This is a genomic window from Actinomycetota bacterium, from assembly GCA_041658625.1.
GTDB lineage: Bacteria > Actinomycetota > JAHEXW01 > JAHEXW01 > JAHEXW01 > JBAZZW01.
In genome coordinates this window covers 586278-611753 of the sequence record JBAZZW010000002.1, presented here as the reverse complement: position 1 = coordinate 611753, position 25476 = coordinate 586278, and the positions used below count along the sequence as shown (strand labels likewise).

The window sequence follows — 25476 nt, the reverse complement described above, 5'->3', positions numbered from 1 at the left end:
AAATGCGGCGCCGAGAATCATCCTGGACGAAAAGCCTGTAATGAATGTGGCGTCGCTCTGCCCAGTCAAGTACTGTCAAAAGACATAAATGTGGCCAAGAGTCCTAAAATCTTACAGACCGCTGCTAAAGGCATTGATTGGTCTGTCTGGGTCTGCTTAGGCTGTGTAATTGCATTGTTAGGTGATTTTGCAATTATTTTCAGTCAAATTACGACGTATGGAAGCGCAGCGGTAGCGAGTACCCTGCCGCAAGACACCCGTTTGGGAATTCTAGACCAATTACTTATTATGAAGAATCTTGGTATTGCCTTAGCTCTCGGATCGTTGGTTTTCGCAGTTGTTTCGGTGTTCAGGTTTAAGTTTAAACGAAGTACCGTGGGTGTTGTGGTTGTTGTTTTATCTAGTATCGTCAGCTTCGCAGGCGTATGGTTCTATATTTTTATTCTTTTGCGTTAGGAGACACGAATGTTCTGTCCTAAATGTGGTGCTCAAAACGAAAAAGACGCGAAGTTCTGCCAGAAATGCGGTATAGAAATGAGCCCACAATCTACACTTAGCGAGGATGATAAAAAAGCTTCTAAGCTGGGATCTCTGCAGATTATCAGGAATGCAACTGCAGTTATTGGTGTGGTAGTAATTATTCTGTTAGCTGTTCTTGGACTTGGCAATCTCTTAGGATATGTAGGTTTAAGAAATGGTTCTTCTCCTAACACTCAACGGGAGAGCATATCCTCTGAAAAGAATCAGTCGACTAACAATCAACAGGTTCGAGGTGCAGCTTCTAAGGCAAAAGCAATAAGATCAACAGCCGTTAAGGTTCTTGAGCTTTATTTCACTGATAATAATGGGTCTTATTTGGGCGCAAATGACGCGACACTAGAAGCACTCGAAACAAGTATAGGGTTTTCAGATACACAGCCATCAGTAAATGTGGCATATGTTCATGATGTTGCCGTTGACGGCTATGTTATCGAAGTATTAAGCAGCGACGGAATTACCTATACGGCAAGAAAAAAGAATGGTGGAGCGTGTATATATAGTGAGAGCCGATAACAACATAGAATATCATCAAAACAAGCCTACTGCGGGAGGTGCAAATGTTCTGTCCTAAATGCGGAGTCCAAAATGAAGAAGATGCGAAATTCTGCCAGAAATGTGGGCAACAACTAACAGTTCAAGGTTCTCAATCGAAGATGAACACGAAAGCAATAACAGCATTAATACTATCTATGTTCGGTCGATTTCTACAGATACCCCCGCTGTGTTTCACATTTCTATATCTTTCGGCCGTGTCCACAGCAGGTGGGAATAATGCCGCTGAAAGTGTGATAAATCAGATGAATGCGGGATCATTACTTATCTCGAAGTATGGCCTAATGGTTTTTCTAGTTGGAGTAGTGTCTGCCGCAGTTCTAACAGCAGGAGTTATATTAGGTGTTATTGCAAGGATGGAGATTGCTAAAAGCGGAGGAACACTATCTGGCAAAGGTCTATCGAATGCAGCAATAATTGTTGGCGACTGGATTGGCTCTGGATTGCTTGGAGCAGCCATTGTTATTGTCTGGACTCTGTCTGACCGGAAACGAGGTCAGTAGTACTATGTTCTGTCCTAAATGCGGAACGAAGAACGAAGATGACGCGAAATTCTGCGAGAGATGCGGCGAGACTATGGAAGGAAGCTCTCCGCTCCCTATTCCTGAGCAAAAAAGCGCGGCATCTGCCGGCGTAAGTAAAAAAAGACTGCTTGTTATGACAGCAATCACGTGCCTTTTGGCATTGCCTATCGTTTGGCTTATCGTCACAGGAATAGAAACACAACCGCAGCCAGCAAGTTATAGCGACAGCGCTTCAGCAGAAGGAAGCAGTCTTGAAACCGGACAAAAATTCTTGGCTGCTTTGCAGAACAAGGACTCTGTTACTGCACGCGATTTGTTCGCGCCAGAAAGCAGGGAATCGTTCAAGGGCAGTATCGATTACTACAGAGTGTTTAAAACAAATGAGTCTTTTGAATTCTCCAACATCAGGGTAAAAGTTGCAGAGAACATGAATTATATTCTAGCGGAAGCTAACATTGCGGCCGGCGAGAAGACTTATTCAGCGGTTGCGAGACTTGAATATACAACGGCGGCTGTCCAAGACGGCAAGAAGGACGTATACGATAGCTCTTTATATCTGGTGGGCAATGGTAAGGGATGGTTTGTTTTTAAGCTTTAGAGGAGGACTCTATGTTCTGTCCTAAATGCGGTGCCCAAAACGAAGACGATAGTAAATTCTGCCAGAAATGTGGCTCAAAAATTGTCACGATACAGGACTTTGACGACAAACAAGAAGAGCTGGCTGCCTCCTGTGGAAGTCCTGCTACTAAATGGAAATGTCCCAAGTGCGGCCAATCGGTTTATGAAGAAGAGTTTTGCCCGGAATGTGGATCAGTAAACGGGATAGCTGACAATGACGCTTCTGAAGAAGACACAGTTGTTAATCAATGGCGAGCGATGACGAAGTCAATAGACCGGGATTGGAGCATGCCAAAGTGGCTAAGCATATTAACAGTACTGCTTGGAGTTCTTATAGTAGTCATTGCCGTAGGCCTGTTTTTTCGAGGTGCGGTGGGCACCAGACCAGGCTCTGCTGAAGATATTGCCATCAGTTTTGTCACGGCTCTAGAAGAATACAACGCAACGAAAGCCCTTACGTATGTTGATCCCCTCGATGAAGGCACAGTAAAAGAAGAAGTCAAATCCATTTGTATCGACCGGGAGTATTCGATCAGCTTAGAGGGCGGACCGGCCATTGAAGATCTTTCCGAAGAGGCCAAAGTCTATTATCTTGTTCCAGTCACGAAGGAAAGTAATAACGGTAGTTCTAAGGGAAATATCCAGGTCAGAATGCGAGAAGAACAAGGCAAGTGGCTAGTCTATGGTTTTTCATTTGTTCCATAATACTTACACCCGTTTATGAGTATGAGTTTTTGGGTATTTGTGATAGCAGAGTAACAAAATGCGAAAAACTTGGTTATATAGATAGAGCCAGAAATGGAGGTGCAAATGTTCTGCCCTAAATGTGGCGCCCAAAACGAAGAAGACGCGAAGTTCTGCGAGAGTTGTGGGTTTAATCTGGCTACAGATGAAAACCAGACATCAAAAGATCAGGATGCCAACCAGACTTCAAAAGGGCTGTTCTGGGACAAACCTAAGCTTATGGTTGCTGCCGCGGCGGCCATTATATTGATGCTCTTGGGCGGGCTTGCAATCGCGGCGCTTAGGTCAGATAAAGAGTCTTCGAGTACGCAGGCGCCAAGCGCAAGCGAGGAGTCTTCGGTACCAAAAAGCCAGACTCGTGAGGCTTTACTTCTCATCTCTCCAATCACGAAGCAATCCTATGATAACCCTGCACTAAAACTTGGCGTATATGAAGTTGACACAAAAGCAGGGAGCATAAATCAATTGTCGTCATTGCCAATAGGTTTTAAAGGCGCTGTGAGCTATAAAGATTCAACCATACACAGCAGTCTTAGTATAAGCACTTGGAAATATATATACGAAGAGTCTGGGATTATTAAAGTAAGATCCTTTATTGGTGGAGGCGAGACCAACCTAAACTGGAAGAAAGATGAGTTTTCCGCAACCCCCAAGTTTACGCAACCAACCATATCGCCCGACGGTACGACAGTTTCAATGATTTCGGAGGACGGGGCGTCGTTATACATTGCAGCAGCGGATGGTGATGGCAAAGACAGTAAAAAAGTGTTGGACATACCTAAGAATCCAGTATTTGAAAGCAGCATTAAACTGACAAGCGGTTTACCTGGTTTTGCGTGGTCCGAGGACTCGGCGAGTCTTATCGGGTTTCAAGATTTCGATTTTATTGATAAAACCTGGACGCAACGGCAATACAACCTAATATCGCTAACAAAAGCCGGGACAGACGTCAAAGTCACTTCAATTGTAGGCGATGAGTTGAGGGTGTATGTCTGCGAGACTTTTTCGGACAAGTCAGGATTTCTTGCATACGTAAGGGAAGGTAAGAACCCGGATCCTTATGGCAGCAATCAGACTTGGAAACCAAAAACTGATTTTGAAATAATTGGTTTTGAAGGCAGTAGAACGCCTTTGCCGGCGTTAAACACAATACTTGAGAAGTTTCCATTTGAAGATACAGGTATATTCACAACATCAATAGACACAGAAGTCTTAAAAGAGCTTGTCTTTTCGCAGGACAACCAGAAGATTGTGTTTTCAAGCAAAGGCGATATCTGGGTGTTGAACATGGACGGGACAAGCCTTTTAAACGTAACGAACTCTACTGATCGAAAAAACTCACTACCAATATGGTCACCTAGCGGCAGCCAAATTGCGTTTCTTTCATCTCCGACATCGAGCTCAGTGTCAGAAGTCTGGGTCATGAACAAAGATGGTTCAAACAGGCAAAAACTAAGCAACGTTCCTCAAGAGGGCATAGCCGCATTAGCGTGGGGAACAGTCGATTCAAACTAAGCTGTCTGAATAATATTTTCATAATTTTGGAGGGTACATGAAAGGTCTAAAAAACATCAGGCTCATCGCATGGTTAGCAACCTGGCTGTTTATCTTTATCCCCAGAACGGCGTTAGCGGCATCGGGGGACTCTTCGGTCGGAGTCTTTATGGGGTTCTCGTCCTTGGTAGGCATTGCAGTTATCGGGTATATCATTTACGCGAATTCAACAGTGACCGAACAATTCTCAACTAGCCAATCCTTTAATAGCGTAAAAGATGCTGCTGTCCATTACATGGGATCTCGGAAGTTCTTCATTCGTAGTCAAAGCGAAAACGTGATCGTCTTTGCGCGTGACACCAAAGCGTCTTGTCTGATTACAGGGATTCTTTTGCTGATTTGGGTTGTTCCCGGACTCCTATATGCTTTGTTCGCTGGAAAAACTGAAGTTGTAACGGTGAGTGCTGTCGGACCTAGTTTGGTCCAGATTAGGGGCAAACGGATGCTGGTGAATGCAATGAGCGCTAGTATCGGGCTTCATCAAGCCATGACAGCGACGACAATTCCTGTATCGACTCCATCGACTTTGCCACAACCCCCTCCCATCGTTGCTGAAGCTGAGATAGTTGAATCTGACGGCGGAGCAGCAATAAAGAATTGTGAACAATGTGGGAAAGTGTTGAAAGAAGGCGATGCCTTCTGCGCGGGTTGCGGAGCGCCGATTCCAGCCATTGATAAGACGGCTGTGGAAGATGAAGAAGAGGCTGGTTCCACTGTATGTCCGGAGTGCGGTTCGGAAATAGAAGAAGGAGATAAGTTCTGTCCTTCGTGCGGATACAAGCACTAGTCAAAATCAGGTGATAATCGTTGGAGTCTAGTTTCTGCCACAAGTGTGGGGCGCCTGTAAAATCAGCTAATAAGTTCTGTAAGAAATGCGGGAGTGCGTTAGCACCCGCGCAAGCAGATTTTAACCAACAAGAGATTCCTGTTGAAGAAGAAATGAACGGTGGGAACCGGAGAATACTATTAATATCAGTCTCAACCATAGCATTAGCTTTATTTATTATCGGAGGATCGTTTTTTGGTTTTAGAATATGGGTTGACAGACAGACCAAAGCTAAGGCAACAGCAGGAAAGACTGCTAGCACAACGAAGCAGGAAAGTCAGTCGTCTAATAGCACAAAGAGCGAGGAAGTCATAGGAATAGAAACGTTTATAAAAGACCACTATGCGAAACTTGATAGAGGCGATATTGCTGGGGCTTATGCCGACTTCACAGAGAAGAAGAAGCAATCAATGAGCCTTCAGGAGTATTCGGATTTTTATAAGAATCACAAATCAACAGAATTTGAAGAACTAAACGTCGAGAGTCACGATGATAGCAGCGCGAAAGTTTTGGTAAGAATAACGACCGTTGAGTTAGTAAACGGTCAGTATATTACGTCGTCTTTTAAGGGATACCACTATCTGAAGAAAATCAACGGACAATGGAAAGACGATGAATACGATCTTTCAGAGGTTAAATAGGGGGCAAGATGAAGGGCAAGGATTTGATTCTCACCGGAACGTTAATGACGGTGCTCGGGGTGGCTGGATATATCTTTTTGGGGCAGCAGTTGGTGCAATACCAAAACGGTCTGGTACAGTTTGCGATTGGTTTGGGCAACTCTGACTTGGCGTCGAGGCAAGCCCAGATGCAGGGTTTGCAGGTTCTAAGTGCGATAGTGGCCATTATTGGTGTTGTCGTTATGGTTGTCGGGTTTTTTCAGCGAGCGCAAGCGATTAAGGAGACTCAGCCGTCTGATGGATATTCGCAAACCCGGACTCCAGTCAGCGGCAGTAGTAATATCAACTCAGCCAGTTCATTTTGCTCAAGCTGTGGCGCTAAGGCAGCGGCTGAAGACAGATTTTGCGAGAAATGCGGATCTACGCTCGGGGGATAGCAATGGGTGAAAAAAAAGATGCCGCACTTTGTCAGACATGCGGGGCTCCTTTAAAAGCGGCGAACAAATTCTGTAAGAAGTGCGGAGCCAAGGTCGAGGTTATTGAAAAGCCGGCTTTAGCGGAAGTAGAGAGTGCCGCCGTTTCTGTTGAAGCGGCAGATATTCCTAAGCCCAAGGGTAAAAGCAGGCGCGTGCTTGTCGTTGGTTTAATGGTTCTTGGAGTCCTCATTGGCGTGGGCGCCATAACAGGCTGGTATTTGTTGCGAAGCCACGGTTCCGAGTTGACCAAACCCATATATACAAAAAACCTGGGAACGGTCATGTTGCGGAAAGGGGTTACTCTTAACCGGAGGCTGGAATTGCGCGACGCTAAACTCGGTTATGAATACGCAATGGTCTTAACACTAACAAACAAGAACAAGAAGGCGGAGAAGAATATGGCAATTGTCGAGAATATCCCGAAATTGTTCGCGGAGAACGTTAGCCGTATTGACTTTGTCAATAAACCGTACAAGGTGCTCAACAAAGACCCTGCCGTAATGTGGAAGTTGTCGTCGGTTAAGTCTGGGAAAGAGACAACATTTAGATATTCAGCATGGATTCCGCCGAAGGACGCCGGGAAAGTACGGTTCAAGATGGTCGCTTCCGAATATGGCACATTGATGGAAAATGAAAAGAAATTCCTGGCGAGGGCGCGGACAATGAAGAATCCAGAAGAAGCGATTATGCAGGTTGTTGTATCGCCGGGTTCGGTATCGGTCAACATCGGCGCGGCGACGCTTTTTGCGGCTAAGGGCATAACTGTCGGCGGCAAAGAAAAGCCACTTACTATAACGGATTGGAAGAGCTCGAATCCTGCTGTGGCTGCGGTAAACGCGCAGGGCGTTTTGGTCGCTCAAGCGTTGGGGACCGTTACCGTAACGGCGTCTATGGATGATCTAAGCGGGTTTGCCGTCGCGACCGTTGTCCAGGCCGGCGGGATTTCGACGTCACCGCAGACCGTTATGAATAGCGCACCTTCGGCTCCGGGCCAGTCGGGCAGCCCGGGCGCATCACCGGGAGGCGGATCTGCCCCGGCACCACCATCTCCTCCGGCGCCAACCTATGCGTTTTCCCAAGTAGGAATTAGTAACCAGAGCAGTCTGGGAGCATATAGTGGAAATCCTAACTATGACGGCGTGCCTTTTATCCTGGGTTGCGAATACACGCAAGGAAGTACAGGCCAAACTACCTACCCAACTGTAATTTCTCGAACATTAAGTATTCCAAAACCTCAGACCGCCTATATTCTTTTAACTGCTGGTTATGGGTATACGCAATTCTCTGGAAGGCAGATAGGAACAATAGATTTTTCTTTTACGGACGGTTCAACAAGGAGTACCGCCTTGGTTCTTGGCTACAACATTCGGGAGTGGTGGATAACCAACTCGGGTGTTGTTACGACGACTTCTAGCTCGGACATACATGGTGTTTCTACTTATGCGGCTCCCGGTGGCGGGACCGGCACCATTGATATGCTGACAATAAACATTCAATCAGCAAGTACGTTAACTTCAATGTCTGTGAGGGATATATCTGCATCTACATGTGGATCAGGCGACCCAATAATCAAGCTGCACGGCATAACTGTGCAATATCAGAGTAATTAGTCGAGAGAGGCGCTGAGGCCAATGAATTGCTCAAAGTGTGGAGCTCGAAACGAAGAAGACGCGAAGTTTTGTCGGAGTTGTGGCCAACCTTTTGAAGATAAAATATCTTTCCAGCCTCCTGCGTCAGCGAAAAATAAGAGCAGCCAATTATTTAGCGCTATAGCAGCAGGAAGTCTTGTCTTCTTGTTAATTGGAACTATCGCTGGGGCTGCGATTCTTCTTAAGTCAAAACCTGCTTTACCTCCGCGTCTTTCAATTATTCAACCTAAAGACAAAACCATTACCGACAAGCCAAAGATCACAATTACCGGAGTTACTGATGCAGGTTGTTGGCTATTTTTCAACTCAGTTGTGAGAGATATAGAAAAGGACGGAACCTTTAATTTTGACGCGGACTTGGTTGCTGGCGAGAACAAACTCATAATACTGTCAGAGAACGTCAAAGGACAAAAGACGGAAAAGACAATGCGGGTTACATATAACCCGCCTCCTCCGCCAGAGGAATCAAGCCCCAGTTCCTCAACAACTACAGGAGGTACGAGCAAAGCTGATACGAGCTGGATTACTCTAGACACAACCCCAAATCAGATTGTCGCGAGAATAGGTCTACCAACAGCCATGTTACAGCAATTCTTAGGTATAACAGATGCCGACATGGGTAAAGCTTTGAGAGATCTGGGCGGAGACCAAGCCGTTTCTAGCGCGCAAAGCCTGGTCGCGCAATTTGGTGGTCAATAATAAGTATAAAGCGTATATGTCCTATTCTAGGTAGACAAGGATTTAGGAGTTTAATCCTATGAATTGTGCAAAGTGTGGAGCCAAAAACGAAGAAGACGCGAAGTTCTGCAATGATTGCGGAGCCAGCTTAATCGGCTCTTAAGGTGAGATTCCCCAAAAGGGGATAAGCCAGAAGTCCGGATTCCCGTGAAGTGGGTTGTGATAGGAGACGACAATGGAGGTACGAAAGCTTTCCTGCCCCAGCTGTGGTGGTCAACTCGATCCAGCATCGAATGCCAGTATAACAAGATGCCCCTATTGTGATTCAGCACTTGAGTTTGACTCGGCCACAAAAAAGGGTGGCAGGAATATTGATATAGCCAGAACCTATATGTCGTTCGGAGACTTCAAAAAGGCCAATGCGATCTTGGAAGAAATCATTGATGAAAATCCAAACATCAAGGAGTCTTGGTTCTTACGTGGACTCTGTCTTTTTTCAGACTACGAAGGTCATTGGGACGCTATGAAGCTAGTCATTCATTCAAACCTAAGCGACACAAATATGCTTGAATTGATCGATGCTTGTGTTGAGAAAAGTGAGGAGCTTGGATATATATATGATTTGATCCCAGGAATCTCAGATGTTTTTCGACACTCGACTGACAATCCGGAATACCTGAAAACGTGTTGTCTATTGATAGATGATATTACACAATCTGTCTTTTCAAGGACGAACGTTATTGCTCCGGATGATATTGTCAAAAGAGAAGAATCGGGAACTATTATTAAGGCTTTTTCAGAAAGGACTCGCGAAGGATTCCTCAAAATAGTTGCAGAATTGAGAGATTTAACAATGAAAACCGGGGAATTTCGAATATGGAAGTTTCGGCATCTGGAGCCACGGGTGTTCGGAGGATTCAAGGACCGTTACGAGAAGATTTCAGCTGCCAAAATAGGTATAGGTGCTTTCTACGCTAATCACGTTGACTCGAAGGGGCGGTTTTTGAATATCTATGAAACGGGTAAGGAACTTGATCCGTACTACATGGATGTCGTCAACATGGATGACACTTTAGATATGTTAATAAATTCTTATGTGGAGAACCATTTAGACGATTCATGTAGCTCCTTGAGCGCATTGCCTTATCATATTGCGGCTTTTGACTATCAACAGTTTGAGCCAATTCGAGAATTTATCAAGAAGTCACAGTAACGTTTAAATGCCCTTTCTTGCCTATAAGGCCAGGTTGTGAAGCGTAAGGTTTTTACGGCGTCGGCGCCCGGATTTGCGTGATCTACGCCCCCGTATGCAACAAGAAGCCACTCTCAGCTGGCTTTATGCAAAATCCTAAGTGTGCGAAAAACGTATAACCCGGGAAGCCAGCTTTTTTGTTACCTCAATAGCACTTACGGTGCACTTACGGACGCGCTATATATTCCCAGAGAGTGTTATACCTGCAGATGGGAAGGGGAATGAAGTCAGTGTACGAATTCCGTGTCAGGGAAGCGCTCTCCCCCTGAGCTAATCACCCGTAATCGCACTTAAACAATATTAAAGAGCATAGGCTTGTTTGTCCAGCGGGCAAATCCTTCGCGAACATAGCGGTGTCAGAAATCTATAAGATATTCCCCAAATCGAAGTGAACTTTTAAGATAAGCCAAAGAGTCGTCACAGAAGGGCGAACGGTAAGGCTTCGATGTCCGGCGCGAGCGGTAGTCGGATATTGCCCGGGTGTACGACATAACCTTTGTTTGCCCTAGGGCTGTAGTCTTCCATAAATGAACGCAAGCCAGTCGTCATCTCTGGGCGCGGGGTTGCTGATGCTTTGACCTCAATCGGAATCAATGTCCCGCCGACCTCTATCACGAAATCGACTTCTTTGCCGGCCGCTGTGCGCCAGAAGAAGATCCGGGCCTCTTTCCCTCTGTGAACATAGCTCTTGGTAAGCTCGGCCAAGACCGCAGTCTCAAAGAACGCACCGCTGAAAGGGCCTGTAGATGCTTGATCCGCGTCGCGTATCTGCGCTAGATATGCCAAGAGCCCTGTATCGAGGTAGTAAACCTTCGGCGTTTTGACAAGCCGTTTACCTACGTTCTCGAAATACGGTCGTACGACCACGACCTGGTAGGTGGCTTCCAGAATGGAGAGCCATTGCTTAGCCGTGTTGAAAGCGACACCCAGGTCGCGAGATACATCAGCAAGCTGGAACAGCTGACCCGAGCGCGCTGCGATGACCCGCAAGAAGTTCTGGAAGGTCGACAAATCGCCGATATGTCTTAAGCTTCTCACGTCGCGTTCAAGATATGTTTGGATATAGCTGCCTTGCCAGATTGTCGGATCGGATTTAGGAGTGGCAACGAGTTCCGGAAAAGACCCGATGATGAGCTTCTGGTAGAGGTTGGAATGCGTAAGCTCAGGCAAGATCTCATGGCTCTTTTTCGACTCCCACGGCAGAGAAGTCAACGGACGACCGAGCGCCTCGTTATATGAGAGAGGCAGGAGACGCAAGAGTGCGGCTCGCCCGGCTAGAGTCTCGGTCACGCTGTTGAGCAACATCAAGTTCTGTGAACCCGTAAGAATGAACCGGCCCATACTCTGCCTGTCTGCGTCGACAAGCTCTTTTATATAAGGAAGGAGTCCGGGTACATACTGGATCTCGTCGAAGATTACCGGCGGACGATTTATATCGAGGAAACCTCGCGGGTCGGCGGTCGCCGACGCTGCGACGTCCGGCAGATCAAGGGAAATATATCGATGAGTTTTGGAGAAGACATGCTTAAGGAGCGTCGTTTTGCCTGACTGTCTGGGGCCGGTCAGAACGATGGCGGGTGACTCTTGCGACGATCGCAACAGTAAAGGCTCAATTGTTCGTTCTATATAATGCTTAGGCACGCGCGTCTCCTTTTTACAGCATTGCATTCATAATGCAATATTGCATGTGAAAAGTCAAGTACTGGATCACTCATTATTGTGTTTTGAATAATCATGGGGATGTCTTGGCGGCAAGGTCTTGACTCTCAGGGCACGATTATACTTGAATGAATAGCAGCGTCTGAGTTCCTGCGCTCCTAGAAGACACGGAGCCCAGGATGACGCCATGACGGAGCTGGGCTTATGACGCCCGGGGGAACCCGACGGAATATGCCTGGGTCTGGGACGGAAGCAACTTGACAGCCAAGAATATCGTTGCGACAGGCACCTTCGGGAATCCATTGGGTCGGCTTTGGGGTCAGGCCCTCTCCTCTTAAGCGACAGGGCCTGACCCCAGGTAACAAGACCGGGATGTATTACTTAAACGCCAGGTATTACAATCCTGCGACCGGCAGGTTCATCTCCCGGGACGCTATGCCGCAGCAGGCGACGGACAGGTTGGCGCTCAATCCTTATCTCTATTGCGGGAATAACTCCTCTGCAATTCACGGTAACGGCCGAGGTGTGGATTATAAAGGGAAGACTAGGGCAATATGAAATATGATACGAATATGAAAATCAGCAAACTCCAAAAGCGCGTGAGAACAATCTCGCTCATCGTAGCATCAATTATTGCTGCTGTGGTCTTAATTCTCATGGCGATGAACAAAACTGACGCAATAGAAACACTTTTCTTTACTTTGTTTGCGTTTACAGCCGGTTTTGGGTTATCGTATCTATTTTTGTTCGGTTATGCGATGTATGACGACTTGGCATCAAGAAGTGATGAAGAATTAGCAGGAATCGACCGACGTACTTGGATGGGGTCAATACTTTCAACTGGAGGGAGTTTCAAATATTACAAGCGTGTAGTCTAAGGCAATATCCAAGACTAAGATTGGCAAGTTGTCGTCTTCCTAGCAATCTTCACGATGTTCAAGGTCCCGAATTGAATCAAGCCCAAATGGGAACGCGAGGAAGAAGAAGCGGCAACGAAAAAGAAGCCTGATTCGGAATCTTCCAATTGACAAACTTCCAATTGCTCGCTTTTTGTGCACTTACATAGCGACGGCGGATTCCAAAAGAGTGTTATACCTGCAGATGAGATGGGGCTTGGGCATGGTACACGAGTTTCGTGTCAGGGGAAGCGCTCTCCCCCCTGAGCTAATCACCCGTATTCGCACTTAAACAATATTAAAGAGCATAGCCGGGTTTGTCCAGCGAGCGGCGCCCTCCCTTCTCGACCCTTCGACTAGCTCAGGGCAAGCTCGTAATTAGCGCTCGCTCGAAGAATATTTTGCGAGCTCAAAAAAAAGGGGGGGGTTCTTGAGTGGAGAGGGTATGTTTTTATAGAGGGGCGGGGATTTCGAGGTCGCGACAAATCTTCTTAGCAAGAAGATCGACAATCTCAGAATGTCGGGGGACGGTCGAGACTTTATTGTTCGCGGTGTTGATGAACACAGAATGACGTGCGCCTTGTCTTAACAGGACGCAGTTGTGCTTCTTAAGATGGGCTAGCAGAGCGCGCCTTTTCATTTAGACGGCTATCTGAATGGATTCCCTGATTACCTTTTTGCCCGTTAGGCCGCGTTCGGCAATCTCGCGGTTAGATTTGAGGGTAAGCTCTATAGCTTCCTTTAGGTTTTCGCGCGCCTCGTTAAGAGTTTTTCCCTGTGAGTTGGCACCAGGAAGTTCTTCGACATAGCCGATATACCAATCGTCCGTTTTCTCGAAAACAGCAGTAAATGTGCTCTTCATAGTCGTTATTATATCAGAAGACAGCAGATAAGAACACCAAAATCAGAGAACGGGGGGGGGGCAACAAGAGAACTTGGCTTTTAAATACCGGTGAGTTTCTAGACATTTTGTAGTATTTCAATTATTTTGTCCCACCGGCTATATCCTGACTCAATTCTCTCTCTGGCCTCGAGACTAAACTTTCCAATATCACTTGATCTTGACAAAGAATCAATTATCTCTGTCATCGAATCTATGTCTGGTACATATGATATAGCGTCAAATGGGCCGGATCTTAATGGTTGTTCTGAAGACACTTTGACTAGAAGCTTAGAATCTCCGACAAAGTCCTTCATGGGTGGAGCATCTGTTGTTACAACTACCAAGCCTGAAGCCATAGCCTCAGCTATTGCTCTCCCATATCCTTCAAAACGGCTAGGCTGTAACGCAATGTCACCTTCGCTAAACAAGTCCTGATAGTTATCAAGCGCGCCAATTCTGATATCTATACGACTATCATCTCTTGCCATTTTTACAAGATCCAAATCAATCTCTTGTTCTAGAGGGATTTGGCTTCTTAGAATCAGCTTTCCTGCCTTTGATGCACAGAAAGCTTGTATTACATCAGCTGTTCCTTTTCTATTAAAGGGTCCAATATATCCAGCATTATGTATAAAGACATGACCCTCTCTTTTTTTAAACTCATATTGGGAAAGATTGATTGGCCAATTGACTTGTTTTCTTACATAACTATTCATTTTCTCTTCGGCAATACTATTTGGACACAAGAATAGATCAACGTATTGCAGCCACGGTGCATCTAGTGGCAACCACTCATGGTGAACATAGCAGACTACCTTTTTGCCTGCTTTTTTTGCCACATACGGAATATGTTGATTAAACGGCGTCTCCAGCAAGAGTAGGACCTTAAAATTCTGTGACAAAAACTCAAATATGGATTCTTGATCCGGTGGATTGTTGGCATTAACTTGGTTTTCTCTCCAAGTTTCTCGTTTCCCCTTGGCAGAGTCTATCGATAGGATGTTTGTTATATTCAAGCTGTCAACTAGCTCATTTGCCATAATGCCTAATCCGCTTTGTCGTTCAGTGTATGACACAAGACCGATTTTGCGCCGCATTTCGTTTATCTCTTTAACCAAACTTCTAGTTCGCTTTTTGTATGAATACTCTTGATGCACAAGCGCTCTTCCGTTTCTAGCTATGTTTTCCCTTTCGGCATCATTCTTTAGATAGTACTGAACATTCTTTTCTAGTTCAGATTCTGAGCGAAAAAAAACCAGGTGCTTTTTATCTTCAAATTCGCTCTCCATACCTTCAACATATGGCGAAAGGAAGAATCCCCCACATCCAAGGACCATGTAAACACGATTTGACCAGTAACCCTTCGTAGTTTCAGGGAAACCGCCGCCCAGAATGATTTTTGCTGAACTGCATATATCACAGAACCTTTCATTGTGAGCAGGCCCCATATAGATGGAACTAAATTCTTGATTTACCTGATTATCAAAATGAGCGACCTTATATTTCTTCATAATCGTTCTAAGGTTTTCAACCCTGCTTGAGTCATTTAGGCCGCCGATGAACGCTATATCAAAATCGAGATCGTTTCTCTTGTGACCGCGCTTATGAGGTGAACTAACTCCTTGTCGAATTGTTGCCTGGTTCACTCCCAAGGAACGCCAGTCAACAACATCGTCTGTTGTAAAAACAATGTCGAAGAGTCTCGCCACCTCTAGAAACCCAGTTCTTCTCGCCTCAGATAGAACCCAGTCAAATGTCATTAGTGCGGTCTTGTCAGCAACGACTTGATCCAGAAGATAACGATACCCTTGAAGAGGAATGTCGTAATGATAAATTAGTAGTGCAAAATCGTAGATATCAGTTAATTCTGGGTCGAAATCTTTATAATCATAGAAATCAACATCGATCCCATTATCTTTTAGTCCTTCAACTATTAGCGTTTCATCTGGAATCTGACCTGATGGGTATGGATCGGTTTTGCCGAGACAAAGACATTTTTTTATTCTTGAGCGTGGATAGGTAGCCCAAATTCTAAAATTCCCATTAATATAAGTTCCTTTTACGATCTTCAAGCCTTCAGCTTCTAATAATTCCCTAAGACGCGATAAAGTGAACCCACTTTTATGGAGATTCTCGGGATAATCCTGATCCCCGTATAGTCTTCGCGAAAGCTCATCGTCATCTTCAATAACCTCTGCTAGCAATCGGATATCTGGTGATTGAACAAAGATCGATCCTTCTTTGGTTAGAAGTGAAACCCAATATCTAAGCGCCTCAGGCGCTTCAAGTCTAGACAAATGTTCAAGTACATCGATAGCGACAATTTCCGAAATACTTGATTTAGGGAAAGGCAGCTTCCTTACATCAGAAACTAGATCGACGCCGGGAAGTGACCGTGCGTCAACATTTATAAAGCCCTCTCTGATATCCGGCCCACACCCAAGATTTAGCCTCTTTTTTCCTTTTCTCGTCATTGAACATACCCAAATAAAGAGATCAACGCGCTGACATGAAATTACTTTCAATTATCCATAAAAGTAACATTTCTTACAAGCTATGTTGACAGCCACTGTTTGCTATATTAAGTTTGGAGCATGGATAAAGACCTAAAATCCCTTTTTGAAGAGTCAATATATTACGATGGTCCTTCAGATCAACTTCTTACAAATGAAAGAATTGTCGAGATTCCATTCGTTTTTCAAAATATTCCGAGCAATCAGGAATTGCGGATTCTTGACTTTGGTTGCGCTAGAAGCCGACTTCCTATTGAACTAGCAAGTCTGGGGCATAGAGTAGTAGGAGTTGACTTAACAGATTACGATCTTAAGCATCCAAACTTCGAATTCGTAAAAGGCGATTTTCTGAAAGACTCCTTTCAAAGCGGTTCTTTCGACGTTGTAAGTGCAGTTTCAGCAATTGAGCACTGCGGACTTGGCGCCTATGGAGAAGAGCCTCTTAGCAATGGTGACTTTAAGGTAGTTCAAGAGATAAGCCGAGTTTTAACAAACGATGGTATGTTCATTCTGACTATCCCGTTTGGGAGAAGGATGCAATCAAGTTGGTATAGAGTATATGACGATGAAGCGCTGGTATCGTTGCTTGATGGATTCACAATAGAAAAAGAAAAGTATTTTAAAGGCCTAGAAAGGCTCCACTGGATTCCGGCAACAAAAACAGACTTGCTCGATATTGATTCTGTTTCAAATGGCTATGTCCAAGCTGTAGCCTGCATTGTTGCACGAAAAGTACGAAAGTAATAGTTATTGAAGCACCAGGGGTTCATCAATCAATTTCCCCGCCCAGCCAAGGTCGCCCATTCTTAGCCATAGGCCCCATAGAATGTCAGGATTCAGAGTCTCCTTCTTAAAGCCGCCCGCTTCCAGCCAGGCATGCTTGCTAAAAACTGCGTGTCGCCCAATATAATTTTGGCGCTTTAGGGCAGCGTAGCTATACTGGATTTTTCTTGCAGCCTCTTCTCCATTGCGTTCTTGTTCATTCGCATAGACAATGCCTAGTTTGGTTCTTTTATTGAACTCTCGCGTTGCTTTACTAAGCAATGTTTTGTGTACTACATCACCATTACTCAGCATCAATATATACTTACCTCGCGCTCCTGAAACTGCTTTGCTGGTAGATGATATCAAGTCTCTCGAAAAAGTCGCATCAATGATCGCAACACGTGGATTTGCTTTTAGCTTTTCAAGCTCACCCTTAGCGTCTCCAGCTATTCCTAGATCAACGATTATTATCTCGAAGCTGCGGTAATCCTGGAAAAGGATGCTCCTGACACTCTCCATAATTGTATTGGCACGGTGATCGCAAGTGATGATGACGCTTACATCCGGCTTGTCGACTGGTTCAAAAATGATGTTATCTATATAGGTCTGAAAACATGGAGATGTCGCATTTCCGATAGGAAAACGCGTCTCATCACTAACCTGTTTCACAAAGCGTAGCCATTTCTTCTCGGCAAGAGGTTGAGCGTACGTGATAGGGTGATTCGCAATCAGCTGGCGGTATAGCTCAGGGAGATGTCTGTGTGCTTCATCAGACCTGGATGTTTCAGTCTGGCGATAGTGGATCAGTGGTTCCTTCACAAATGTAACACCCCAACCCCGTTCGGAAATTCCAAGCCATAGATCCCAATCTTCATATCCATACCTCATGTTTGGGTTATAGCCACCCGCATCTTCCCAGGCTGTCTTTCTAAACAAAGATGTGCATGTCATAAAATTACCATGATAGGCCAGAACCATGAAATCAAAGTCAATTTGTTGTATTTCTCTTTCTGCGTTGCCAAAGAACTTAATGTATGTATACGCAATTCCAGCTTTTTCTTCTGCGTCGAGGGAGGCAACTGTCTTTTCGAGGTATGTAGGTTCAATCATATCGTCGGCATCAAGAGGCAAAATATACTCGCCCCCAGCTGTCAGAATTGCATTGTTTCTTGCACTTGCCACTCCTTGATTCTCCTGGTTGATGATATGTATTTTTGGATTATTTGCATGTTTCTTTAGCGCTTCACCAATGTTATCCGTTGAGCCGTCATTGACGATCACGATCTCAAACGACTGATAGGTTTGGCATAGAGCGCTATTAACTGCCTCATCAAGCAGGTCGGCCTGGTTATAACAGGGGATAATAATGCTGACCTTTGGAGCACTCGCAGGTTTCGGCCAAGCCAAGTTTTTTATTAATACATCGTTAAGCTCGGGTATTGGTACATCAGAAAATGGATATCTGTTTTCACGGGCTAGTTGCTTTGCCTCAAACCAGTCTTTCGCTTCGACATTCTTTGAGTATACGTCTTTGTTATTCGCGACAACCTGGTTGATTATGTCTTGTTTATGCTTGTCAGATAAACCCTGCATTGATTCTGAATGGATTCTAGTCATTAATAGTGTCTTAGACACTAACCCACCACACCAACCTTTTTCGCCCATTCTGACAAATAGATCCCAGGCCTCACCTCCATATTCCATATCAGTGTTGTATCCGCCAGCTTCTTTCCAGGCTTGTTTACGATAAAGCGAGCACCCGGGAATGAAGTTGGCATGATAGGCGAGGACCAAAAAGTTGTACTCGATTGGCAAAACCAATTTGATGACATCGCCAAAAGTCTTCCATTGGGTGTATGCAACACCAAGATCTGGATTCTTCTCCAGAACCGGCACGGTTTCTTCGAGCATGTTCTTTTCTATAATATCGTCTGCGTCCAGGGGCAGGATGAAATCGCCGTTTGCCTGCTCAATGGCGAGGTTACGAGCCGACGCAGGTCCTTTTCTTTCCTGGTGTATTATTGTGAATCGCGGGTCGTTTTCATATTTCACTAAAACAGCGGCTGTATTGTCGGTGGACCCATCATCCACGGCAATAACTTCAAAGTCCTTATATGTCTGCGAGATCGCGCTCTTTATCGCAAATGGTAAAAACCGTCCATGGTTATGACACGTTATGACTATACTGACTTTTGGCATTTGCCGTCTCTCGATATTCGGGTAAGGTCGAAATGTTTGTAATGATTGTATCATAGTAGGAGTTTCAGCTAAAAGAAAAAGAGCAGGTGGTCTGTTATCCTGCTCTTTTTCTTTTGTCTGATGGGCGGGGTAGCCTTGGCTACCTCTAATGCCCATTATCAAGGGCTCACAAGAATATCCCGTGAACCGTTTGTGAATATACTGTGAAACTTATCCGACCAGTTTGGAGACAACCAAGCCGATGGCCAATAGCACCGGAGTGGCGAGAACGGTTAAAATGTTCTGGCCGAGCGCCGGGGTTATGCCCTCGATGCTGTCGTGGTTCTTGACCGCGCCGGTTCCGGCTTTTACGGCCAGGGGTATGGTCAATAAGCCTGCCAGACACCAGACAGGCAGGATGCCCAGGGCGATCGGCGTTACTATCGAGACGTAGGTCATGACCAACAAAGCGACGTAACCCCAAGCGGCTTTCTGTGTGCCCATCAACAGGACCGCGTGACGCCGACCGGTGGCCTTGTCCGCCTGGATGTCGGGAATCTCGTTTATCCAAAGGAGTCCCGACACGAGGATGGTGGCGGGGATGCTAAGCCAGATGACTTCCGGGGTAATCGCGACCTTGCCGACCGGCTGCATTACGATGTAAGCGCCGATAACGGGGATGACGCCGAAACCTAAGCCCGGGAAGATCTCCGTGATGACAGTCTTGGTCAACACCGGCGTGTAGAACACGGTCAGCAATGCACCGCCTACCACGAACCATAAGAGGACCGGATACAGATACACAAAATAGATGCCGATTACAAGGGACAAACATAAAGCAGCAACGCCTTCAATAAGCACCATTCGCGGGGAAATCATGCCGGCCTTGATTAATCCGCTGCCGCCCGAGAAAGGCGTCCTTTGGACCAGTTTGTCAGTACCGCGCACCCAGTCGGTATAGTCATTCAGTACGTTAACCGATATGTGTACCAACAACGAACCGATCAGCGCAAGAATTAAATGCGCCCAGTTAAAATGCCCGCCGGCATAAGCCAGCGCGACGCCCGGGGTTAGCACGCAGGGGATAAGAGTTAAGAACTGCGGCCTTGTCTCCAGGAACAACACTTTGGCCAGAGGCGGTCTCTGACCGGCTTCGACTGTCGCTTCCAATTTCTCTCCTTCCGTTCGATTGCCAAATTCTTATTGGCTTGCCGATAATAACATCCTATTATAAATACATTATGCATAAATGGATAGACCCGAAAAGAATCAGTGCAATTTTAGTGTTTCACATATTTTATATTCTTATGTATGTGGGCGCGGCCTTTTGGCCGGTCTCTTTAGATGCGAAAAACAAAGTCCTCGGCGTCGCGTATGTGTTTCCGCCGGTTATCGCTGTAATCGGAACGACCGCCGCGTTCATTAAGAAGCGCGCCTACGAAGGATTCTTTTGGGGGTCCTTGGCTTTGTCAATGATTGCGCTGACGGCCGCGGAATTATACTGGGTTTATCTTCAGATATTCAAGGGCTTAAGCCAGCCCGCTTCGTCCTCATTCGGGACGTACGCGTTTCTAACCGGTTATGCGTTTATGTTTCTGTCTCTAATTCGCCTTCTGGCGGATTTCGCGCAAAAAGAACCAACATCTGTTCGGTGTAATCGTAATAATAGCCTTAATGATAACGACGGCGGCCGCGGTTTGGTTCTTCCAGTACCTGGCAATCTATTCGACCTATATCCAGCAACAGATGTATGACGAGCTGATCAACGCCTTATACCCGGTCTTTGACGTAGCCCTGCTGGTCGGGTTCATATCGACCGCAATCTTTTCAAACGTCTCCAAGTGGCCGTCGTGGGTCACGGCTGTCATTACGGGGATCGCGTTATATGCGGTCGGAGACATGGCTTTTACGTTCTTTTCCGTAGCTGACGCTTACCAGCCCGGCACGCTGGTTTCAAACGTAATTGACGTATTCTGGATGGGCTGTTATGTGTTCGTATTCTTGGGAGCGTTTTTGAGGTTAACGAGCGACGAAGACGTTTACGCCGAGGTCGGCCGTTAGTCTAAGGCTGGTCGGAGAGTCCGAAAAACCTTTCGGCGTTCTCGGTGGTCACACGTTCGATCTCATCCAGGGAAATACCGCGGACTTCGGCCAGCCTCCTGGCAACCTCGACGACGTAGGCCGGTTCGCATCTTTTCCCGCGGTAAGGTTCGGGCGCGGCGAAGGGACAATCCGTCTCAATCATCAGCCGGTCGGCAGGAATGCTGTTAATAATCTCCTCGCGGAGAGCGTCGTATTCGGCTCCGCTGCCGCGGCCGGGCTGGCGGGGTTTGTAAGTGATAACACCCGTAAACGACACGTATAAACCGTATGAAACCGCGGCTTTGGCAAAATCCGGAGAGCCGGAGAAAAAGTGCAGGACGCCGCGCACGCCTTGGAATTGCCAGAAGACATCTAACATGTCTTCCTCGGCGTCTCGCGAGTGTATGATGACCGGCTTATTTAACCTTATGGCCATATCCAGCTGACGAAGAAAGGCTTCCTTTTGCAGCTGAGGGCTGGTCTTGGATTTGAAGTAATCCAGACCGATCTCTCCGATGGCGACGACCTTGGGCTTAGATGCCAGGAGTAACAGTTCGGCCAGATTCCGCTGAGTAGCCTCTCCGGCGTCATGGGGATGGATGCCGACGGTCGCGTAAACGCCTGGAAATTCTTTAGACAATTTAATGGAATCCCGGGAACCCTGCAGGCTGGAACCGACGTTGATCATCTTGCTTACGCCGGCCGCCTCGGCCCGCGCTACGGTCTCCGACCGGTCGCGCTGGAAATCAGCAAAATCTAGATGCACGTGTGTGTCTATGAACATAGGGAAAGTATAGTATAATTCTACAAATGAAACCGATATATATTGTGTTGCTGGTCGGCCTGATGATCCCGCCGATCGTGCTAAATTGCCTGCAAATCTACTATCACCGTAAATAACGTGGACGCGACAGAACTGGATATTCTCCGGCATTCTACGGCGCATGTCATGGCTCAAGCGGTCACCGAGTTGTTCGGAGACGTCAAGCTGGGTATCGGCCCGACCATTGAAGACGGCTTCTACTACGATTTTGAACTTCCGCACACCTTCGCGCCCGACGACCTTGAGAAGATCGAGGTTAAGATGCGGGAGATCGCCAAGCGAAACTTGCCGATTACCCGGGCGGAGCTGGCCAAAGCCGACGCCGTCGCCCTTTTTGAAGAGCTTCATCAGCCGTATAAAGTCGAGCTGCTAAACGCCATGGCCGACGAAACCGTCACCGTTTTCCGCCAGGGAGACTTCATCGACCTTTGCCGCGGTCCTCATTGTTCGTATACCAAGAAGGTTAAGCACTTCAAACTGCTAAGTCTTGCCGGGGCCTACTGGCGGGGAGACGAACACAGACCGATGCTGCAGAGGATTTACGGAACAGCCTGGGGCAAGGCCGACGAACTGGCCGAGTACATGATCAAGCTGGAGGAGATCGCCAAGCGCGATCACCGTAAACTCGGGCGAGAACTCGGTCTGTTCGACCTGCCGGAAGAATTAGGCCCGGGTTTGGTCGTCTATCACCCCAAAGGCGCGATCCTTCGCGGGTTGATCGAGGACTTTTTAAAAGAGGAGCATCGCAAGCGGGGCTACGATTTTGTCGTCGGGCCGCACATCATGAAGACGAGCGTCTGGAAGACGAGCGGACATCTCGAGATGCGGTACCCGATGTATTTCTTTGAGATCGAAGGCCAGGAATACGGCATAAAACCGATGAATTGCCCGGCCCACATAATGGTCTATAAGTCGGAGCCTCGGAGCTACCGGACCTTACCGATCAGGTATTTTGAACTGGGAACCGTCTACCGGCACGAAAGAAGCGGCGTGCTGCACGGCCTGCTCAGGGTGCGCGGTTTCACCCAGGACGACGCTCACATATTCTGCCTGCCCGAACAGGCGGAGGAAGAAATACTGGGTGTCCTGGATTTCGCCTTTTTCTGCTTAAAAACATTCGGGTTTGAGGATTACGAGGTTATGCTCTCGACGCGTCCCGAAAAGTCGGTCGGCTCCGACGAGAACTGGGAGAAGGCGACAAACGCTTTGATCAAAGCCCTGGAGCATCACAAGATAAACTATCAGGTCGACCCGGGCGAAGGTGTATTCTATGGCCCGAAGATCGATATCAAATTGAAGGACGCGCTGGGCCGTCTCTGGCAAGGCCCGACTGTGCAGGTAGACTTCAATCTGCCGGAAAGCTTCGACGCGGTCTACTACGGGGCGGACAATGCCCAGCACAGGCCGGTTATGATACACCGCGTAGTTCTGGGCAGTATGGAAAGGTTCATCGGGGCCTTGATCGAGCACTACGGCGGCGAATTTCCGTTATGGCTGGCGCCGGTCCAGGCGGCCGTCCTGCCGATATCGGAGAAACACGCCGACTATGCCGCTTCGACCACGCGGATTATGAAAAACGCCGGCTTACGAGTCGAGCTGGATGACAGGAACGAGACGGTTTCCGCGAAAATTCGCGACTCCAGAATGAAGAAGATTCCATTTGCGCTGGTCGTCGGCGATAACGAAGAAAAGGATGGCACCGTCGCCGTGCGCGACAAAGAAGGCAAGGATCACCGCGGCGTTAAACTGGCCGATTTTATAAGCGAAGTCCAGTCGGCGGTTAAGGACAAAGTTCTTTAGCGAGGGGCTTGATGGACAAAAAGAAGATTGATGAACTAATAAAAATACTAAAAAACAATGATTTAAGCGAAGTCACGGTGGAGGAGAAGGGCGTTAAGATAACGGTCCGCCGGGGCGATATCACCATTGTCGAGGGTGGGACGGCGCCTGCCGTCGGGTTAAGTTCGCCACCCGCGATGGACATCCCCGGCCACGCGGAAGATAAAGAACTGCAGAAGCTTGAGGCTTCTTACTGCAAGATCGACAGCCCGATGGTGGGAACGTTCTATCGCTCGCCCTCGCCGGACGCGGACTTTTTTGTCGAGGAAGGAGACGTCTTCGACAAGGGACAAACCCTTTGCGTTATCGAGGCGATGAAACTCATGAACGAAATCCAAGCCGAGGAAAAGGGAAGAATCGTCAAGATCTCCGCCGAGAACGGGGAAGCCGTAGAATTCGGCCAGCCTTTGTTTTTCTACGAGCCGGTCACCTAGCAGACCGGGAGAAACAAAAAGCGTGTTTAAACGTATCCTTATCGCCAACCGGGGCGAAATCGCCGTCAGAATAATAAGGGCTTGCCGCGAGATGGGTATCGAATCCGTCGCCGTCTACTCGGAAGCCGACAAGTATTCTCTGCACGTAACCGAGGCTGACGTCGCGGTTTGTATCGGGCCTCCTCCGGCCGACAAGAGTTATTTGAACATCCCGAATATTATTAGCGCCGCCGAAGTCACCGGCGTAGACGCTATCCACCCGGGCTACGGCTTCCTGTCGGAAAACGCGAAGTTCAGCGACGTCTGCGCGACCTGCGGCATCACCTTTATCGGTCCGTCCCATAAGGTCATAGATACCTTGGGTGACAAGGTATCGGCGCGCTCCATAATGGCGAAGGCCGGGATACCCGTAATCCCCGGAACGGGCGAGGCTGTCGAGAAAGAACGACACGCGCTCTCGTTCGCCGCTGGAGCCGGCTACCCGGTTATCGTTAAAGCGGCGGGCGGCGGCGGCGGGCGCGGCATGCGCATCTGTTATACGGACAAAGAACTCAGGCAGGCGCTCCAGACAGCCCAGGCCGAGGCCGGCGCGTATTTCAGCAACCCGGACGTATATATCGAGAAATATATCCTGGAACCCCGTCATATTGAATTTCAGATACTCGCCGACGAGCACGGCAATATCGTTCACGTCGGGGACCGCGACTGCAGCATTCAAAGGCGTCATCAGAAACTTCTGGAGGAAGCGCCTTGTCCGTATATTGAAGACAGGTTGAGGAACACGATGGGAAAGATCGCCATAAAGGCCGCCAGGGTGGCCGACTATGTCGGGGCGGGAACGATCGAGTTCCTGGTAGATCCGCACGGAGATTTCTATTTCATAGAGGCCAATACGCGCGTGCAGGTTGAGCACTCCGTGACCGAAATGGTGTCAGGCGTGGATATAATCAAAGAACAATTGCGCATAGCGGCCGGGCAGACATTGTCGGTGTCGCAGCGGGATATAGAGCTAAAGGGCCACGCCATAGAGTTCAGGATTAACGCCGAAGACGCCGAGAACGGGTTTAAGCCCGCCGGAGGCACGGTAGACTTTTACAGCCCGCCGGGTGGACCGGGCGTTCGCGTCGACACCCACCTGTACTCGGGATATAAAGTGCCCGCGCAGTACGACTCGATGCTGGCGAAGCTCATCGTCTGGGGCCGAGACCGGGACGAAGCGGTCGCCCGGGGTTTGCGGGCGCTTGACGAGCTGCGCATCGACGGGCTTAAAACAACCATCCCGTTTCACAAATGGATCCTAACGAACCGTGAATTCCTGACTGGGAAAGCGTACACTAATTTTGTGGAAGAGAATTATAAGGGGGCGTAAAG

26 protein-coding genes are annotated in these 25476 nt (G+C 47.5%); 18 read left to right on the top strand and 8 right to left on the bottom strand.

The window, feature by feature from the left end:
* The 12 genes from WC891_07995 to WC891_07940 all read left to right on the top strand — a co-directional run.
* The coding region (locus WC891_07995) for a hypothetical protein (protein MFA5867883.1) at positions 1 to 456 on the top strand (456 nt) is incomplete at its 5' end.
* Positions 457 to 465: 9 nt separating this feature from the next.
* Entirely contained in the window at positions 466 to 1053 is a 588-nt protein-coding gene (locus tag WC891_07990; GenBank protein ID MFA5867882.1) for a zinc-ribbon domain-containing protein, read from the top strand.
* 44 nt (positions 1054 to 1097) lie between these two features.
* Entirely contained in the window at positions 1098 to 1595 is a 498-nt protein-coding gene (locus tag WC891_07985) for a zinc-ribbon domain-containing protein (GenBank protein MFA5867881.1), read from the top strand.
* Between the two features lie 4 nt (positions 1596 to 1599).
* Complete coding sequence (locus WC891_07980; GenBank protein MFA5867880.1) at positions 1600 to 2214, top strand: zinc-ribbon domain-containing protein; 615 nt, start codon at positions 1600 to 1602, stop codon at positions 2212 to 2214.
* An 11-nt stretch (positions 2215 to 2225) separates the two neighbouring features.
* Positions 2226 to 2939, top strand: coding sequence for a zinc ribbon domain-containing protein (locus WC891_07975; GenBank protein ID MFA5867879.1), 714 nt, complete (start codon positions 2226 to 2228; stop codon positions 2937 to 2939).
* A gap of 105 nt (positions 2940 to 3044) precedes the next feature.
* A complete protein-coding gene (locus WC891_07970) occupies positions 3045 to 4493 on the top strand; it encodes a zinc-ribbon domain-containing protein (protein ID MFA5867878.1) in 1449 nt (482 codons plus the stop codon).
* 37 nt (positions 4494 to 4530) lie between these two features.
* Positions 4531 to 5319 carry a zinc ribbon domain-containing protein gene (locus tag WC891_07965; protein MFA5867877.1) on the top strand — a complete coding sequence of 263 codons (789 nt, stop codon included), beginning with the start codon at positions 4531 to 4533 and terminating at the stop codon, positions 5317 to 5319.
* A gap of 20 nt (positions 5320 to 5339) precedes the next feature.
* Positions 5340 to 5999, top strand: coding sequence for a zinc-ribbon domain-containing protein (locus WC891_07960; protein MFA5867876.1), 660 nt, complete (start codon positions 5340 to 5342; stop codon positions 5997 to 5999).
* 8 nt (positions 6000 to 6007) lie between these two features.
* Positions 6008 to 6415, top strand: a complete 408-nt coding sequence (locus WC891_07955; GenBank protein ID MFA5867875.1) for a zinc ribbon domain-containing protein — start codon at positions 6008 to 6010, stop codon at positions 6413 to 6415.
* Between the two features lie 2 nt (positions 6416 to 6417).
* Positions 6418 to 8064 carry a zinc ribbon domain-containing protein gene (locus tag WC891_07950; GenBank protein MFA5867874.1) on the top strand — a complete coding sequence of 549 codons (1647 nt, stop codon included), beginning with the start codon at positions 6418 to 6420 and terminating at the stop codon, positions 8062 to 8064.
* Between the two features lie 21 nt (positions 8065 to 8085).
* Complete coding sequence (locus WC891_07945) at positions 8086 to 8802, top strand: zinc-ribbon domain-containing protein (protein MFA5867873.1); 717 nt, start codon at positions 8086 to 8088, stop codon at positions 8800 to 8802.
* Between the two features lie 214 nt (positions 8803 to 9016).
* Positions 9017 to 9994, top strand: coding sequence for a hypothetical protein (locus WC891_07940; protein MFA5867872.1), 978 nt, complete (start codon positions 9017 to 9019; stop codon positions 9992 to 9994).
* Positions 9995 to 10450: 456 nt separating this feature from the next.
* Here WC891_07940 and WC891_07935 read toward each other — a convergent pair whose 3' ends face one another.
* Complete coding sequence (locus WC891_07935) at positions 10451 to 11674, bottom strand: ATP-binding protein (protein ID MFA5867871.1); 1224 nt, start codon at positions 11672 to 11674, stop codon at positions 10451 to 10453.
* A 590-nt stretch (positions 11675 to 12264) separates the two neighbouring features.
* Between WC891_07935 and WC891_07930 the strand changes: the two genes are divergently transcribed.
* Positions 12265 to 12570: a hypothetical protein gene (locus WC891_07930; GenBank protein ID MFA5867870.1), complete on the top strand. Its 306-nt coding sequence runs from the start codon at positions 12265 to 12267 to the stop codon at positions 12568 to 12570.
* Between the two features lie 469 nt (positions 12571 to 13039).
* Here WC891_07930 and WC891_07925 read toward each other — a convergent pair whose 3' ends face one another.
* The 3 genes from WC891_07925 to WC891_07915 all read right to left on the bottom strand — a co-directional run bounded on the left by WC891_07925 (position 13040) and on the right by WC891_07915 (position 15945).
* Positions 13040 to 13228, bottom strand: a complete 189-nt coding sequence (locus tag WC891_07925) for a type II toxin-antitoxin system HicA family toxin (protein ID MFA5867869.1) — start codon at positions 13226 to 13228, stop codon at positions 13040 to 13042.
* On the bottom strand, positions 13229 to 13450 hold the full coding sequence (locus WC891_07920; GenBank protein MFA5867868.1) for a type II toxin-antitoxin system HicB family antitoxin: 222 nt from the start codon (positions 13448 to 13450) through the stop codon (positions 13229 to 13231).
* Positions 13451 to 13548: 98 nt separating this feature from the next.
* Positions 13549 to 15945, bottom strand: a complete 2397-nt coding sequence (locus WC891_07915) for a glycosyltransferase (GenBank protein MFA5867867.1) — start codon at positions 15943 to 15945, stop codon at positions 13549 to 13551.
* A 120-nt stretch (positions 15946 to 16065) separates the two neighbouring features.
* Here WC891_07915 and WC891_07910 point away from each other — a divergent pair, with 120 nt between their 5' ends.
* A complete protein-coding gene (locus tag WC891_07910; GenBank protein MFA5867866.1) occupies positions 16066 to 16728 on the top strand; it encodes a class I SAM-dependent methyltransferase in 663 nt (220 codons plus the stop codon).
* 3 nt (positions 16729 to 16731) lie between these two features.
* Here WC891_07910 and WC891_07905 read toward each other — a convergent pair whose 3' ends face one another.
* From WC891_07905 to WC891_07895, 3 genes are all read right to left on the bottom strand, one after another.
* Positions 16732 to 19104: a glycosyltransferase family A protein gene (locus WC891_07905; protein ID MFA5867865.1), complete on the bottom strand. Its 2373-nt coding sequence runs from the start codon at positions 19102 to 19104 to the stop codon at positions 16732 to 16734.
* A gap of 54 nt (positions 19105 to 19158) precedes the next feature.
* Positions 19159 to 20097, bottom strand: coding sequence for a prenyltransferase (locus WC891_07900; protein MFA5867864.1), 939 nt, complete (start codon positions 20095 to 20097; stop codon positions 19159 to 19161).
* A gap of 127 nt (positions 20098 to 20224) precedes the next feature.
* Positions 20225 to 20350, bottom strand: a complete 126-nt coding sequence (locus tag WC891_07895; GenBank protein ID MFA5867863.1) for a hypothetical protein — start codon at positions 20348 to 20350, stop codon at positions 20225 to 20227.
* A 251-nt stretch (positions 20351 to 20601) separates the two neighbouring features.
* Here WC891_07895 and WC891_07890 point away from each other — a divergent pair, with 251 nt between their 5' ends.
* Positions 20602 to 20988, top strand: a complete 387-nt coding sequence (locus WC891_07890) for a hypothetical protein (protein MFA5867862.1) — start codon at positions 20602 to 20604, stop codon at positions 20986 to 20988.
* 1 nt (position 20989) lies between these two features.
* Here WC891_07890 and WC891_07885 read toward each other — a convergent pair whose 3' ends face one another.
* Complete coding sequence (locus WC891_07885) at positions 20990 to 21793, bottom strand: TatD family hydrolase (GenBank protein ID MFA5867861.1); 804 nt, start codon at positions 21791 to 21793, stop codon at positions 20990 to 20992.
* 117 nt (positions 21794 to 21910) lie between these two features.
* On the opposite strand from WC891_07885, the gene thrS reads away from it, so the two are divergent.
* The 3 genes from thrS to accC are packed head-to-tail and all read left to right on the top strand — an operon-like array spanning position 21911 to position 25474.
* Positions 21911 to 23632: a threonine--tRNA ligase gene (gene thrS, locus WC891_07880; GenBank protein ID MFA5867860.1), complete on the top strand. Its 1722-nt coding sequence runs from the start codon at positions 21911 to 21913 to the stop codon at positions 23630 to 23632.
* 11 nt (positions 23633 to 23643) lie between these two features.
* A complete protein-coding gene (gene accB / locus WC891_07875; GenBank protein MFA5867859.1) occupies positions 23644 to 24105 on the top strand; it encodes an acetyl-CoA carboxylase biotin carboxyl carrier protein in 462 nt (153 codons plus the stop codon).
* Positions 24106 to 24127: 22 nt separating this feature from the next.
* Positions 24128 to 25474: an acetyl-CoA carboxylase biotin carboxylase subunit gene (gene accC / locus WC891_07870; protein MFA5867858.1), complete on the top strand. Its 1347-nt coding sequence runs from the start codon at positions 24128 to 24130 to the stop codon at positions 25472 to 25474.
* The last annotated feature ends 2 nt before the right edge of the window (positions 25475 to 25476 follow it).

What these genes read in the sequence shown, in the direction of transcription:
- WC891_07910 (MFA5867866.1), top strand. Translation starts at nt 16,066, where the DNA reads ATGGATAAAGACCTAAAATCCCTTTTTGAAGAGTCAATATATTACGAT.
- WC891_07970 (MFA5867878.1), top strand. Translation starts at nt 3,045, where the DNA reads ATGTTCTGCCCTAAATGTGGCGCCCAAAACGAAGAAGACGCGAAGTTC.
- WC891_07890 (MFA5867862.1), top strand. Translation starts at nt 20,602, where the DNA reads ATGATAACGACGGCGGCCGCGGTTTGGTTCTTCCAGTACCTGGCAATC.
- WC891_07885 (MFA5867861.1), bottom strand. Translation starts at nt 21,793, where the DNA reads ATGTTCATAGACACACACGTGCATCTAGATTTTGCTGATTTCCAGCGC.
- WC891_07950 (MFA5867874.1), top strand. Translation starts at nt 6,418, where the DNA reads ATGGGTGAAAAAAAAGATGCCGCACTTTGTCAGACATGCGGGGCTCCT.
- WC891_07905 (MFA5867865.1), bottom strand. Translation starts at nt 19,104, where the DNA reads ATGGGCATTAGAGGTAGCCAAGGCTACCCCGCCCATCAGACAAAAGAA.
- WC891_07990 (MFA5867882.1), top strand. Translation starts at nt 466, where the DNA reads ATGTTCTGTCCTAAATGTGGTGCTCAAAACGAAAAAGACGCGAAGTTC.
- WC891_07925 (MFA5867869.1), bottom strand. Translation starts at nt 13,228, where the DNA reads ATGAAAAGGCGCGCTCTGCTAGCCCATCTTAAGAAGCACAACTGCGTC.
- WC891_07930 (MFA5867870.1), top strand. Translation starts at nt 12,265, where the DNA reads ATGAAAATCAGCAAACTCCAAAAGCGCGTGAGAACAATCTCGCTCATC.
- WC891_07985 (MFA5867881.1), top strand. Translation starts at nt 1,098, where the DNA reads ATGTTCTGTCCTAAATGCGGAGTCCAAAATGAAGAAGATGCGAAATTC.
- WC891_07955 (MFA5867875.1), top strand. Translation starts at nt 6,008, where the DNA reads ATGAAGGGCAAGGATTTGATTCTCACCGGAACGTTAATGACGGTGCTC.
- accB (MFA5867859.1), top strand. Translation starts at nt 23,644, where the DNA reads ATGGACAAAAAGAAGATTGATGAACTAATAAAAATACTAAAAAACAAT.
- WC891_07945 (MFA5867873.1), top strand. Translation starts at nt 8,086, where the DNA reads ATGAATTGCTCAAAGTGTGGAGCTCGAAACGAAGAAGACGCGAAGTTT.
- WC891_07940 (MFA5867872.1), top strand. Translation starts at nt 9,017, where the DNA reads ATGGAGGTACGAAAGCTTTCCTGCCCCAGCTGTGGTGGTCAACTCGAT.
- WC891_07920 (MFA5867868.1), bottom strand. Translation starts at nt 13,450, where the DNA reads ATGAAGAGCACATTTACTGCTGTTTTCGAGAAAACGGACGATTGGTAT.
- WC891_07965 (MFA5867877.1), top strand. Translation starts at nt 4,531, where the DNA reads ATGAAAGGTCTAAAAAACATCAGGCTCATCGCATGGTTAGCAACCTGG.
- WC891_07980 (MFA5867880.1), top strand. Translation starts at nt 1,600, where the DNA reads ATGTTCTGTCCTAAATGCGGAACGAAGAACGAAGATGACGCGAAATTC.
- WC891_07975 (MFA5867879.1), top strand. Translation starts at nt 2,226, where the DNA reads ATGTTCTGTCCTAAATGCGGTGCCCAAAACGAAGACGATAGTAAATTC.
- WC891_07915 (MFA5867867.1), bottom strand. Translation starts at nt 15,945, where the DNA reads ATGACGAGAAAAGGAAAAAAGAGGCTAAATCTTGGGTGTGGGCCGGAT.
- WC891_07895 (MFA5867863.1), bottom strand. Translation starts at nt 20,350, where the DNA reads ATGAACGCGGCGGTCGTTCCGATTACAGCGATAACCGGCGGAAACACA.